Source organism: Dorea sp. 210702-DFI.3.125 (assembly GCF_020560945.1).
Classification (GTDB): Bacteria; Bacillota; Clostridia; order Lachnospirales; family Lachnospiraceae; genus Dorea; species Dorea formicigenerans.
The window spans coordinates 117,410-131,019 of record NZ_JAJCNF010000003.1 but is presented as its reverse complement, the minus strand read 5'-3'; the positions used below and the strand labels follow the sequence as shown (position 1 = coordinate 131,019).

The following is a 13,610-nucleotide window of genomic DNA, read 5'->3' as shown; positions in this document are numbered from 1 at the left end:
TTCCTTCAAGTTCCGTTTACATCGTTTACAATAATCTTTACTCAAACGGTATCTCCAACTGTTCCGGTACTTCCATGAATCCGTCTTTGTCTTTTTTCTCAATACCTTCTATTCGTTTCCATGACCGCTGGATGCCATATTCCTTTCCAAAACGGTGAGTACCGTGTTGTTTCCATCCTTCTATTGCATTATTCATAATATTTGCGATTTCTTTGCTTTCCCATTGTTTCATCTCACCTGTCCGATGCAGTGCATCATCAAACAAAAGCTTTGTACATACATAATCGTCTTCATAGTCATCAAGAAACGCCTGGATAATTCCTGCATTTGTATCTTCCGGCATAAATTCTTTCTGCAGTTTCTTCGCTTCTTCCTCAATCTCTTTTGTAAAACTGAGGTATACATTTCCCTGTTGATAAAGCACCATAGCCTCTGCCCATGCCTGTACAATATAAGCTCTGCTCTCTTCTTCATTGTCTAGAATATGAACTTTTGCTTTTGTTATATCTGTCATAACTGGGGCAAATCTCCTGTTTCCGGTTCTATCCAATGGAAGAAAATTTAGGTCATTCGATGTTCCACAAAATACACACTGTCGTGGTCTGTCCTCTGGATAAACCTCATAAGGAACTTTGTAAGTTTCTTTCTGTCTGCTTAGAAACGATTTTATCTGTTCAATGTTCTTTGCAGTAACAGTTGCTTTCATTTCTCCCATCTCTATAATCCAATGGTTCTGTAATTTCCGATAAATATTTTCATCATCCAGGTGATCCAGATTGTCACTGAACCAATCGTCATTTATTGCCAGATATTTAAAAAATGTAGATTTTCCAGCTCCCTGACTTCCTACCAGGCAAAGCATAATATCATACTTTATTCCTGGTTCATATATCCTGGATATTGCTGCCAGCATATGCATTTTCATCACGCCAGTCGTATAACTGTTCTTTTCAGCTCCAAGAAACCGTGGAAGTAAATTCTCAATACGTGGAACGCCATCCCACATTAGGCTCTCCAGATAATCTCGAATCGGATGATACTTATTTTCATTGGAAACAATATCTACTCCTTTTTTTATTACTCGTTCACTAGTAATCTCATAATTATCTTCCAGATACATCTTTAGATTACTATCGTCCGTATCTGTCACTGTGAGGCTCTCGCTTCTCCGTTCCCAAGGCACCTCTTTCACAATGTCCATTCTTCCGGAAAGTTCATTCCTCTTAATTGCTTTTTTCAGCACTGGATCATTTTGAAGTGCGGTTACACAATTTCTGATTGTCTGCTTTGTTCTTCCCTTATCCGTATGCTCCAGCATATTATTGACATCTTCTGTTGTAAGCATCTCCTCGTTCACAATATCTTCTAATTCCATCAATGACTTCTCGCTGATATTCGTTAATTCTTTCTTCAATTCTCTCAACCTCCTTCCTCTTCATCTTGAAAAACTCTACAATTTCTTCTCCTGCTCCAAACATCAGCACGTCCAGATAGTCATTTATCTTTCTTTCATTTGCCAATGCCTCCGTAAACAATTCATGCCACTCTTCTTCTGGTTCTGGTCTGTAAAACTCTTTCCAGAACTGAATCCATTTCAGATATCTGATCAGCACGTCTGTTGCAAGTTTCAACCACTGCTCCAGTTTTTCTCTGATCATCACAACTTTAGGTTTCTTTGATATCAAAGTATTCCTGCTTTGGTGCGTCCTTTTGTATTTGTTTCTGTCTTCGACTTTTATATCCAGTCCAAAATCTTCTATCAGCTTTTTCGCAGCTTCATACTGTGATATTCCAAATAACCTTGCTGTAAAATCTATTGCATCACCACCCACTCCACATGCAAAGCAATGATAGATTTTATCTGCCTTCATACTTGGGTGTCGGTCTTTATGAAACGGACAACATGCCATTCCATTTCCCTTTACTTTAATCCCGTAATGCTCTGCAGCCTGTCTCGCTGTCACACATCCTTTAACCTGTTCAAATAATATCACTTCTACCTCCTGCCCCTCCGGGCAAGTCTCTGATGAACAGACATTCGGGAATTGTTGTATCTTTCAATTCGTGATATACTGAATCTGCCAAGATGGTATATCAGTGAATCTGATTATCAGAGAACTTGCTCAGATATTTTGTCTGGGCTTTTTCTTTTTGTCTGTCAGTAGTCATAGCTTTTACTCCTTACACAAATCTCCTTGTAGGAATAATAATGATTTCAAATTTGCTCCCATCCTCTAATTCAAGAAGAATCACATAATCTGAATCCCGATCTGCTAAAATGGAACTTATTTTCAACTTTTTACTGTAGTTAATTACATCAAATATTTTTCCGACTACTTTCTTTGTTTTCATTTGCGTCTTCCTCCGTATTAACGTTTGTTGTCCAGCATCTCTGCTACTTTTTTCTGCTGTGATGGGTACAGATGCCCATAAGTATTCAGTGTCATCTGAATATCTTTGTGTCCCAGCCTTTCCTTGATAATCAGTGGTTCTACTCCCTGATAGATTAGATATGCCACATGACTGTGCCGGATATCATGCACTCTGATTGGTTTTACACCAGTCAATGCTTCATATTTCTTGAGACGTTTCTGCAGTGTTCTCGCTACAATCGGAAACAACCTCTGATCTTCCGGAAATCCATAATGTTTTTTCGCATACTTCTTCACCTCTTCCTTAAGAAAATTCGGAATATCAATGGTACGGACTGAATTCTCTGTTTTTGGAGTATCGATCACATCTCTTTTCCTGATCCGGTTATAAGTCTTATTGATATGCAGGAGATTACCACTCATATCAAAGTCCGAAAGATTCAATGCCAGAAGCTCTCCTTCCCTGATTCCTGTCCAGAACAGAATTTCAAATATCAGATAATCCTCACTCCCCGGCTCAACCCCGGCGATAAATCTGTCATATTCTGCTTTCGTCCAGAATTCCAGCTTATTTGCATCCGATTTCCCCATCTTTTTTACTTTCTTACATGGATTTTCCTTCAGATTGTAAATTTTCTGTGCATGATTAAACAGTGCATTTAACTGATTCTGGATCATACGCTCATAAGTCTTGCTGTATCCTTTTTCCTGAATGGCATTCTGCCACTGGATAATCTCTGCCGGTGTAATTTCATTCATTTTTCTTGTTCCAAAATACGGAACAATGTGTTTGTTCATCATGTGCTGCTTATTACGGATTGAATTTTCTTTCAGTTCATTCTTTTTATCTTCAAAATAAACTGAAATAAAACTGTTCATCTCCATTTTCATATCCGCCGCAGTCTTTCTTATGAATTCCTTTTCATAATTCAATGCTTCTTTCTTTGTCTTGAACCCTCTTTTCAACTTCTGCGTTTTCTTTCCTGTCCAGTCAATATAACGGAAGCTCACATACCAGGTTCCCTGTGTTTTGTCTTTGTAAGCTGACATCTTAAACCCTCCTTCATACTGCTCTCTGAGAGCATCCATAAAATTTTGTTTCCCAGTAGGGACGTGGAATCTTTCCACGAACTGCCACATATCCTTCCTTTGCCAGTTCATCATTGAGCTGCTTTAGAATAGAATATGCTTTACTGCGTTTCACGCCTAATTCTTCCATGACATCATCAACAGTCATCATATAATTAGTTCTCATATCGTCCTCCTTTCCAGTCACTTTTGTGACTCTTTTATTGTTCTCTTATAATAATTCACTTTTGTGAATTTGTCAATAAACATTTGCGAATTTATTTTTTCCATTCCATACATATTTCTTGCGTATCAGCAATTTATTAAATCTCACTCTTTTGTATCATTCACTTTTGTGCTAGAATAGAAGCACAAATATTATTAAGGAGGCAGCACATTATGGTAGGTAAGAAAATCCGGGCATTCCGGGAATTCAGAGGATACAGTCAGATACAATTAGCCGAGCTGTCCGGCATTAACGTAGGTACGATCAGAAAATATGAACTGGGAATCCGGAATCCAAAACCAGATCAGTTAGAAAAGATAGCAACTGCATTGGGATTAAATGTAAGTGTTTTTCTGGATTTTAATATTGAAACAGTCGGAGATGTACTCTCTCTGTTGTTTTCTATTGATGATTCAGTGAACCTCTCACTTGCAGAAACACCTGATCAGAAGGTTTCACTGACGTTCGATAATCCTACAATGCAGGACTTTTTCAGGAAATGGTGTCAATTTAAAAATGTCTATGAAAAGGAAAAAGCTGAAATATTAGCTATCGAAAATGAAGATAAAAGACAGGAAGAATTGGATAAGCTGAACGCTACCCAAGAAGAATGGAAACTGCGTGCTATGGGAACTACGATAGGTTGTCATACCATCGTTAAAAAGGGCACTGAAGGTAATGAGATCAAGACATATGATCTGACTTAATCCACAGGCAAATCTCTGATTTGTGGATAAATCCACTTTATCTGTTATCATATTTGCGAAAATTATATATTTTGTTATCATTCTGTTATCACAAACGGTTGTCAGGACACTCTCCCGGCAACCGTTTTTCTATACTGTTCGTTATTCTTTTCCACTCTTTTGTACATTTCCAGGCAACAGAAAAACCCGTAGAACCGAAGTTCTACGGGTATCTTACGTTTGGACACAACGTTATCTTGCGATAACAAATCTATATTCAGATTGTATTACTCGATGATTGTAGCAACACGTCCTGATCCTACAGTACGTCCACCTTCACGATACTTTAATCCCGTTTTATCTCATATTTTTTATGGTTTTCTCTCCAAAATACAGTGAAAAACAGCTGAATTGCACCACCTATTTTGATTTGCCTGATTTCTTGGCACCGTTTTGGCACCGGAGAATACTCAAACCGATTCTCTTCTGTAGATACTAGATACTTCTCTACCAACTTTATATTGCACCGGTAATTTTTAACTGTTATAATCGAAACATGGGTGCTACCATAACGGTAGGCGGTTAGTCCTTCTCCAGAGGGACTGTGACCCTCTGATTACATAGAAACCTGTAAAGGAATCCAGTGGAAAGGAGGGCTAAGCCAATGAGTATTGTGGACTTCATAGCAGTAGTGAGCTTCGGCTTAACCTGCTTTAGTATCGGATATACATTAGGCAAAGATAATCATAAACCACAAAAATAACCGCCCCAGCCTGCAAACTGAACGGTTATTTTTGTAATCAATAAGTATGTGGACTAACCGTCTATCGGTAGCACTCTTTTTCTATAATCATATTAGCACGCATCTGTGGAAATGTCAAAAATTTTCTTCTTTCTCAACTACATCTATTTCCATACATTTTTACAACCTATTTCAAGTGTTCCTCAAAAATTGATTCGAGTTCCTTATTCCCCCTCAAGAATTCATACTCTTTCTTATTTTCAATTTCCGAATACAATTCACGAACAAAATTTTTTCCAAGTCCCGAAAAAGCTTTTCCCTGTGCAGTATCTTCATACCTGTAATACAAAGGGGATTGTGTCATATTCCAAGGCTTCTGTGATTCACTTAATAATCGCTTAATTAACTGGATACATTTTTCTACATCTTTTCGATATCCAGCAATCAGCAGATATGGAACTGTGTTGCCATAATTCCATAGTCCAAACAATGATATCATGTGATCTGTAATCTCAGCAATTTTCTCTGCTTTATCATGATTTCCTGTCTCTTCTTCCATTTCTATTAACTTATACAAGTAGCTTTGGATATTGATAACTGCCTGTAGCAATTTCCCTTCTAAGAATAATGCAGCAGTATCTGTTCCTTCCTGATGTGCTAATACACTTGTTTTCATAATCGTTGCATCAATTACAGTATCAGGAATTTTTTTCAAAAGGGCATTTGCTTCTTCATATTTCTCCATTTGGACATATTTTGTTGCAAGTATAAAAACGCTTGAATTTCTCACTCTTTCATCCTGACTATCTGCTGTTCGTTCCAGCCACTCAATGATAACTGTATTATATTCCATTCGTTCTTCGTCATTAAAATCTGACAAAGTCAAAGATGCGTTCAGAACAGTTGCGATCTTATAAATTAATAAGTCGCAATGAGGATACTCCTGTATTTTACGAGATGCCATCTCGAAAGCCTCTGTAAAGCTGTCCAATGAAACTTCCGAAAGTTCATTCACAAATTGTCCAATCTCTTTTTCTGTCAATTCTTCATGAAACGAAAACAATTCATTCATATCAATTTTCAATAGTCGTGCCAAAGCTGGAAGTAATGAGATACGGATATATGGTAACGCTGTATCAGCTCAAAGAATATCTGTAAACTTGGGTGCTGCCCCTTGTTCTCAATGTTCGCAAGGTAGCGCGGCGAGATAAACATTTCGTCGCCTACTTTCTTGCGGCTTTCCTTGCGTCCTTCACGCGCTGCCTTTATCGCTGCCCCAAAAGCCTTGAAGTCGTATTTTGGTACTGGTCTTTTTGCCATAGTTATTCACCCTCTTACATTTTACTGTTCCCCTTTCTTCTTGGATATGTCTACATAGTTCTATCAGTTAGCCAAAATAATTCATATATATATATGTTGACAACAAGCTGCTTTTGTATATAATATTATATAAAAGGGGGGGAATGTTTATGTTACATAGCATGCGTATTCGATAAGCATTGAAATCAAAAAAGATTTTTCCCATTTTCAATATGGGCTTTTTTGTCATGCTTATTTTGCGTATGCTATACAACAAAACTAACGACGTATAGACATAGTATAAAAACTATGCCTTAATTTTGTTGTAGTATTATATGTATAAATGCAGGTCAATGCTCATGTTGAGAATTGACCTGCATTTTTTTGCGCAAAAGGAGAAATATTATGCTTGAAAAATATTGGATAAAATGTCCAATTTGTAACGGAAAGACGAGGGTTCAAGTATTTTATAATACGGTATTAAGAAATTTTCCTCTTTTCTGCCCTAAATGTAAATTAACGCATATCGTTGATGTTGAAAAACTAGAAATCATAATCAAAAACTCTGAAAAACAAACTTTTTAATTTTGAAAAGGAAGGATATTTAAATGAAACACTTACCTAAAAGTACACCTACGGAAATATTGAATGACCCATACGGATTTACTTACAAAGAAATGTCGGAAGTAATTGGAGAGGATAAAGCAAGAGCCTTATATACGGAATTGTATAAACAGCCATTTCACAAAGAAAATCTATCAATATCAACAAAAAAAGTCTATAAAAGTAGCGATACTGAAAAGTATGTTTATGAATTGAAAGATAACAGGTATATTGAAACGGTTTTTATTAAACGGCGAGATGGTGGGACTGTTTGCGTAAGTACGCAAGTTGGTTGTTCTGTTGGCTGTATTTTTTGTGAGTCCGGACGCAATGGTTTTGTTCGTAATCTAACACCGTCTGAAATTGTGCAGCAGGTTGTATTGATACGTCAAAAAGTAAATCGTATCGTTTTTATGGGAATGGGAGAACCTTTATTCAATTACGACAACTTGATTGCAGCAATCCATATTCTTCGAGATAGAAATGGACTTAACTTTCCAACCGACGGCATTACCGTATCAACAGTTGGTCCAGTTAATCAATTAAAAAAATTGCGCGAAGAACATCTAAAAATTCAGTTGACAATATCTTTACATGCAGCAACACAGGCTGCGAGAAACTGTATCATTCCTCATATGCACATGTACGCTATTGAAGATGTTGTTAAGCAAGCATTGTCCTATTCTCAAAGGCATAATCGAAAAGTGGTATTTGCGTATTTGCTTTTACCAGGTATAAATGACCGTTCCTCAGATATAAGGCAACTTGCAAAATGGTTTAAGGGCAAAAATGTTATGATTAACGTGCTGCAATACAACCCGACGAGTAATTCAAAAATTAGAGCACCACAAAAACAAGAAATGGTTGCGTTCAAACATCAATTAGAGCAAACAGGACTTGAAGTTACCATGAGAGTTTCTCATGGTAGAGAGATTAAAGCAGCTTGTGGACAGTTAGCTAATACATATAATAAAGCCAAAAAACAACAGAAATAATTTAATTAAAAGAGCCAGACGCACAGACGCAGAGCCGATAATATGCAGTTTGAAATACTGCTGTTATCGGCTCTTTTTTGATTTTAATTTGTGCCCCTAATAACCATATTGGAGCAAAATCAGAACTGTTGCTTGTCGTTCTTTGATTTCCGCAGCAGCTTTGAAAAATCAAAGCCGCCGTTTCTTTTTATCTTCTAATGAAATGACGCGGTATCACTGTTAAAAGCGGCGGCTAAAGGAGGTAGCCGCCATGAAGCACATACCCTATCGACAAAATCCGACGGTCATTGACATATCAAAAAAAGCCCGACCACCGCCGGGAACCTCTCTACCCTTGACTATGAACTGTCTAATCATCTAAATACTGCTTACAATACCTATACGCCTGTCCGGGCTTTTCGGACAGGCGTATTTTGCTGCTCAAAAAATTTTTTGAAAAAATTTCAAAAAATCTTCGGCGTTTTTCAAAAACGCCGTATTGCCCCGCGAAAAGGGGGAAGCACCACCAACTTTCCAACGAGAAAGGAGGTGAGAATGTGGAACCTAATAGCAGGGAGTTTTACAAACAATGTGCTTTTCAGAAGTTTCAACACCATTTCTTCTGCACTAGCTTTTATATTATTCATCAGTCTAACCCACTTCGTCCGATTCTGTACCTTTAATTCTTCAGTTACGCCCTGTTTTTCTGCCATCTGTTCCATAAGCATTTCCACCTGCTCTCTGCTCTCCTGATCAATTTGATTCAGGTGTTCCGTCAGCTTTCCAGTCAACAACAAATATTGATATTTTGCTAATCTGTGTTCCTTCAGAAACTGTTTCCTCAGCATTCCATATTTCCCATATATCGGTTCTTCTTCATTCAATACCAAATCCGGCAAATAATAATCTCCATGCAAAGTATAGCTTAATCCGTTCTTTTCATCATAAATGTGTGTTTCCATAATCTTATCTCTCCATTTCTCTGTTTTTTGATTTAGTTTTCTTACGCTGCTGATTCTCCATCTCGCTTTTTTTCATTCCCCATGCCAATCTTTCATGAATATTTCCCTTCGGCATTTGTTCCATCCGTCGCTTTTCTTCCAGGACTTTCTCGTTTTGAATATCCTGCTGTACTGCTGTATCTACAGTTTCTATTCCAAGAACACGCACAACACGATCATACCTATCAGAAACACCTTGTAATATATCTTTTTCTTCTGACAATTTCTGATTATCTTTACGTATATCATCCAGTTCTCTCTGAATAGCATTATATTTTTGTTTCACCTTTTGATATTTTCTCTTCCAACCTTCCACCTCTTTCGTAAGTTCTTTAACCTGAGCCGCCATTACAGCAACCTTATTCTTTATTTGAAGAAACAGTGGTTTAATTTTTTTATCTCGATAGGTTACTGCCCGTTCTAGCGTGCCCGCCTCCGGCAGTAACATTTTAACCGTTCCATATTCTTTGATTTCTTTGCTCACACTATCCATAATCGGTTGTAGCTGTTCTCTGCGATCTTCCAGGCTTTTTAGTTCTTTTTCTGCGCTCCCTGCCTTTTGTTCTGCTTCTTGCTTCGCCTTGATTGCCTGTTCCTTATCGTCTTTTAAATTCTGGATATCTGCTCTGGATTCTGCAATTTGTGCTGTTAATTCTTCTTTTTCAGCAGTTAGATGCTCTTTCTCCTGCTCCAATTCCTGTACTTCCTTTTTCCGTTCTTTTTTCTTGAAGTTATAGACATCCAGATGTTCCTCATGAGTACCTTTCTGTTCCCATTCAATTCCATACTGCTTTGCAGTCTCTGCCAGAACTTCTTTTTCATGATTTATCCACTGATTCAGTTCCGTATCATGCTTATTTCCACCTTGAAATCCAAGACTTTTTAATGCCTGTTTCAGTGAAACTCTGGTATCCATTCCTTTTCCTTTCCAGTCCGTCACATAAGGAATAAAATCAATATGGAGATGTGGAGTAGCCTCATCCTGATGCAGATAGCAACTAAATACCCGAAGTGTCGGATTCCGTTTCTGGAAATCTTTTACATACTCATCCAGTACGTTTACAGCCAGATCTCCTGCTTCTGTTCCAACAGCCATATCTTCTCGGTTTCCAATCTGGAAAATCACTTCATGGAACAACTTTTCCTGTTTTCCTTGGCGAATCTTTTCATAATAATTTGTAATCTGCCGATCTTTTCTTTTCCCGACATTATACCGTTCTACAGCTTCATCAAACAGCTCTTTATAGACTTCTTTCAGATTCTCATTCCGGTAACAAATATTTAATTGCACTCTGTCTGGATCAACATTTTCTGCTATAAAATCTCGTCTGTTATGAGCCAGAGACCCTGTCCCGATCATACCACTGATTGTTCGTTTCATCGTCATATTCCTCACCCCGCTTTCTAAAACCAGTGCCAGACATGGCACATAAATTTGTATCTTTGCCAGCTATAGTATAAAAAGAAATATTCGCCGGATACGGCGGTTTTGTTACTTTTGTCAAAAGTAACGCAAAAGCACTTTCGACAGCCGTACCGTCCATCAAAAGTACCCTTGCGCCCTCCGGGGGTACAGAGACCTTTACTCCGGTATCCTTGCCCGAATATATTCCAAATCACCACAATACGGTGTCCCTACAAGATACCATTCTCTTGCAGGATTCATTTCCATTCTGGTCTGAACCCATTCATCATCAAGCAACACTTCCAGGCATTCTCCACAGTGAAATCCTGTATCAATCCATAGATCTGATGATAATAATCCATATCTTTTGTTATAACTGTTATATCCTAATCTTCCTTCTCTCATTGTGCCAATCTCCTTTCATCTACCGTTTCCGCAGGGGCGCCCTGAATCAGGGCTCCCTTTTGAAAATTCTCTTCTACGCCAGTCAACTCCCGACTACACCTTACCAACATTCTCCTTGTCTGCTATCTACAGGTGCGTGACACGCTCCTGTAATAAAGTGTTCAGAAAGAACCTTTACCATCGAAAGTTCTCCGGTATTCCCCGTCTGTCCAGATATTCCTTCCGGAACTTTTCTCTTTCTTCTTCCGTTGGTGCTGTTTTGGATTTGCTGTATACTTCACGATTCACCATTGCATCCAGTTTTTTCTCCAATCCCAACCGTATTATTTCTTCACCATCGTAGTTATCCATCAAAAAATATTGCAAGAGCTGAAAGAATAACTCGTATGGAATCTGTACACTTTTATTTTGCATCTATTCTCCTTTCAAGGTAGCAAGATCCCCTCTTCTTAAGAAATGGTAATCTTGCCATCTTCCATTTTTATTCTGGCAACATCCAATACCATTGCTTTCCACGTTTTACGGAATCAATTTCAAGTTCCCGTTTGGCGTTCCATAGCGTTTTACTTTTGATTCCTCTGGCTTCTGCTTCTTCTGCAATTTTCTTCTGAGTCATTCCTCCATTTGCCAGTATCTCAAGGAGAAATTCTTTTGCTTTCCGACTTTTCTGTCCTCTTCCGTCTCCATTAAGAAGTTCATCGGCACTGATATCATATTCTCCAATCCATTCAAACCCATTATTCTTATCCAGTCTGAATGCAATGGACGTTCCTTCCGGTGCAAGAGAACTCTTCGTATGACATACCACTCTTACTTCCGGTTCATCTTTCACTCGCCCGACAATCAGAACACTTCTTGCAGCAGCCTGAAAATCAATGGAGCCAAGTCCTCGATAAGAAGATTTGCCGTTGCTGTTTTTGTTCATATGACCGATTAAAATAACTGCACAGTGATATTTTTCTGACAGCACTGCGATACGCTTCATCAGTGGTCTGATCTCATTTGCCCTGTGCATATCTACGTCCGCTCCCAGAAAGCCCTGTATCGGATCAAGAACAACCATTTTTGCTTTTGTCTGCACGATTGCTTCTTCCAATCTGACATCTGCCATTGTCAGTGGCTGGTCACTGTCATCAATCACCAGCACCTTTGAACAATCTGCACCTGCAGCAAGTAATCTGGGTTTGATAGTATCTCCAAGTCCATCTTCTGCTGTCTGATAGATTACATTTACAGGTGACACAGAAGACTGTTCCTGCATATTATCTTCAGCATCTAAATCTTCATTCTCACTATCGACTTCATCACTTCGTTTTTCTTTTGTTTTCGTTTTATCAGTAACAGGAAGAATCGGCTCTCCTCTGGTCAGTTTTGCAATAATCTGAAGTACCATCGTTGTCTTGCCTTCTCCTGGATCTCCCTGTATAATGGTCACTTTTCCATAAGGAATAAACGGATAAAGCAGCCATTCTACCTGTTCCACCTCTACTGAATCCATATTGATCAGTTTCAGTTTTGGTTCTATTCTACAATTCTCAATTTTATTTTTTTCATTCATATTCATTCCATCATCTCCTCCTGCCCTTCCGGGCAAGTCTCTGATGAACAGATATTCGGGAATTGTCGTATTTCCCGATTCGTGATATACTGAATCTGCCAAGATGGTATATCAGTGAATCTGATTATCAGAGAACTTGCTCAGATTATTTATCTGGGCTTTTTCTTTTGCCTTTTCAACATTCATCTCTTTCTTCTCCCAATCCGGTAACAGCATTTCCATTTTCATTATCCAGAAGATTTGCAATCTTTCTCTGCTGATTTGGATAAAGATGTCCATAAGTGTTCAATGTGATACGAATATCTTTATGACCTAATCTGTCCCGAATCAATAACGGTTCCACACCTTTCTCAATAAGATAAGCCACATGGCTGTGCCTGATATCATGCACTCGAATTTTCTTCACTCCTGCCAGCTCAATCTGCCGTTTCATCTTATGCTGTACCGCTTCCTGAACAACCGGAAATAATCTTTCTGTATCCGGCATTCCGTAATGACCATCTACAAATTCCTTAATTTCCTCTTTCAGAAATTCCGGAATTTCGATTGTCCGAAAGGACTGTTTTGTTTTCGGTTCTGTGATAATATCCTGCATTCCTGTCCGGTAATAAGTCTTATTGATACTAAGCTGATTCTTTTCAAAATTGATATCAGCTTTTGTAATCGCAAGCAGCTCCCCGATCCTGCATCCAGTCCAGAACAGCATCTCAAACATAAGATAATATCTTGTTCCCGGCTCCATTGTCTGTATAAACTGTTTGTACTCGTCCAGTGTCCAGAAGTTCAAACTTCTTGAATCTGAATTTCCCATTCGTTTCACTTTCTTGCATGGATTAACCGGCAAGTCATAGATTTTAGCTGCATGTGTAAACAGACTGGTCAACTGATTCTGAATCATTCTCAGATAAGAATCTGAATAGCCTTTTTTCTGAATTTCATTCTGCCACTGAATAATCTGTGAAGCCTTGATTTCACTCATCATCTGATTTCCGAAGTATGGAACGATATGCTGTTGCATCATATATCTTTTATTTTTGATTGTTCGATCTTTCAGATCATTTTGTTTGTCTGAAAAATAAATCTCAATAAAATCGCTCAGCTTCATATCCATACTTCGCTCATTGCTCAACTTTTTGCTTCGTTCAAACTCCAATGCTTCTCGCTTTGTTTCAAATCCACGCTTTCTGCGTTTTTTCTTCTCACCCATGACATTTGTCTCAAACCACTGGGCTGTCCATTTTTTTGTGTCTTTTTCTCTGTAAGCCATATTG

The 13,610-nt window shown here is 38.3% G+C and carries 15 protein-coding genes and 1 pseudogene; 3 read left to right on the top strand and 13 right to left on the bottom strand.

Annotated features, from left to right (window positions below):
• Nucleotides 1-37 precede the first annotated feature (37 nt).
• The 5 genes from LI164_RS02700 to LI164_RS02680 all read right to left on the bottom strand — a co-directional run bounded on the left by LI164_RS02700 (nt 38) and on the right by LI164_RS02680 (nt 3,627).
• Nucleotides 38-1,375 (bottom strand): virulence-associated E family protein, encoded by a 1,338-nt coding sequence (locus LI164_RS02700; protein WP_147585635.1) that lies wholly within the window; start codon nt 1,373-1,375, stop codon nt 38-40.
• On the bottom strand, nt 1,320-1,994 hold the full coding sequence (locus LI164_RS02695; RefSeq protein WP_227086705.1) for a CHC2 zinc finger domain-containing protein: 675 nt from the start codon (nt 1,992-1,994) through the stop codon (nt 1,320-1,322). Before LI164_RS02695 ends, LI164_RS02700 begins: the two co-directional genes overlap by 56 nt.
• Nucleotides 1,995-2,181: 187 nt before the next feature.
• A complete protein-coding gene (locus LI164_RS02690; RefSeq protein WP_227086704.1) occupies nt 2,182-2,352 on the bottom strand; it encodes a hypothetical protein in 171 nt (56 codons plus the stop codon).
• A gap of 17 nt (nt 2,353-2,369) precedes the next feature.
• Nucleotides 2,370-3,422, bottom strand: coding sequence for a site-specific integrase (locus LI164_RS02685; RefSeq protein WP_147585617.1), 1,053 nt, complete (start codon nt 3,420-3,422; stop codon nt 2,370-2,372).
• Between the two features lie 13 nt (nt 3,423-3,435).
• On the bottom strand, nt 3,436-3,627 hold the full coding sequence (locus LI164_RS02680; protein WP_009243123.1) for a helix-turn-helix domain-containing protein: 192 nt from the start codon (nt 3,625-3,627) through the stop codon (nt 3,436-3,438).
• A 212-nt stretch (nt 3,628-3,839) separates the two neighbouring features.
• Between LI164_RS02680 and LI164_RS02675 the strand changes: the two genes are divergently transcribed.
• Complete coding sequence (locus tag LI164_RS02675) at nt 3,840-4,373, top strand: helix-turn-helix domain-containing protein (RefSeq protein ID WP_118045960.1); 534 nt, start codon at nt 3,840-3,842, stop codon at nt 4,371-4,373.
• A 908-nt stretch (nt 4,374-5,281) separates the two neighbouring features.
• Here LI164_RS02675 and LI164_RS02670 read toward each other — a convergent pair.
• Together LI164_RS02670 and LI164_RS02665 are read right to left on the bottom strand one after the other, a co-directional pair.
• Nucleotides 5,282-6,166 carry an XRE family transcriptional regulator gene (locus LI164_RS02670; RefSeq protein ID WP_227086703.1) on the bottom strand — a complete coding sequence of 295 codons (885 nt, stop codon included), beginning with the start codon at nt 6,164-6,166 and terminating at the stop codon, nt 5,282-5,284.
• 41 nt (nt 6,167-6,207) lie between these two features.
• Nucleotides 6,208-6,414: pseudogene (locus LI164_RS02665) on the bottom strand (helix-turn-helix domain-containing protein); the annotation flags it as partial.
• A 384-nt stretch (nt 6,415-6,798) separates the two neighbouring features.
• Between LI164_RS02665 and LI164_RS02660 the strand changes: the two are divergent.
• Together LI164_RS02660 and rlmN are read left to right on the top strand one after the other, a co-directional pair.
• Nucleotides 6,799-6,978 carry a cysteine-rich KTR domain-containing protein gene (locus tag LI164_RS02660; protein WP_002588768.1) on the top strand — a complete coding sequence of 60 codons (180 nt, stop codon included), beginning with the start codon at nt 6,799-6,801 and terminating at the stop codon, nt 6,976-6,978.
• Between the two features lie 23 nt (nt 6,979-7,001).
• A complete protein-coding gene (rlmN, locus tag LI164_RS02655) occupies nt 7,002-7,991 on the top strand; it encodes a 23S rRNA (adenine(2503)-C(2))-methyltransferase RlmN (protein WP_002569187.1) in 990 nt (329 codons plus the stop codon).
• A gap of 464 nt (nt 7,992-8,455) precedes the next feature.
• Here the strand turns inward: rlmN and LI164_RS02650 are convergent, their stop codons facing one another.
• The 6 genes from LI164_RS02650 to LI164_RS02625 form a co-directional block, all read right to left on the bottom strand.
• Nucleotides 8,456-8,932 (bottom strand): TnpV protein, encoded by a 477-nt coding sequence (locus LI164_RS02650; protein WP_008793036.1) that lies wholly within the window; start codon nt 8,930-8,932, stop codon nt 8,456-8,458.
• Between the two features lie 4 nt (nt 8,933-8,936).
• On the bottom strand, nt 8,937-10,352 hold the full coding sequence (locus tag LI164_RS02645; RefSeq protein WP_015541741.1) for a plasmid recombination protein: 1,416 nt from the start codon (nt 10,350-10,352) through the stop codon (nt 8,937-8,939).
• Between the two features lie 201 nt (nt 10,353-10,553).
• Complete coding sequence (locus LI164_RS02640) at nt 10,554-10,781, bottom strand: DUF5348 domain-containing protein (RefSeq protein WP_008373546.1); 228 nt, start codon at nt 10,779-10,781, stop codon at nt 10,554-10,556.
• Nucleotides 10,782-10,955: 174 nt separating this feature from the next.
• A complete protein-coding gene (locus tag LI164_RS02635) occupies nt 10,956-11,195 on the bottom strand; it encodes a hypothetical protein (protein ID WP_008793133.1) in 240 nt (79 codons plus the stop codon).
• Nucleotides 11,196-11,262: 67 nt separating this feature from the next.
• On the bottom strand, nt 11,263-12,345 hold the full coding sequence (locus LI164_RS02630; protein WP_055152729.1) for an AAA family ATPase: 1,083 nt from the start codon (nt 12,343-12,345) through the stop codon (nt 11,263-11,265).
• A 169-nt stretch (nt 12,346-12,514) separates the two neighbouring features.
• Nucleotides 12,515-13,606: a site-specific integrase gene (locus LI164_RS02625; RefSeq protein WP_004850597.1), complete on the bottom strand. Its 1,092-nt coding sequence runs from the start codon at nt 13,604-13,606 to the stop codon at nt 12,515-12,517.
• Nucleotides 13,607-13,610: the final 4 nt, after the last annotated feature.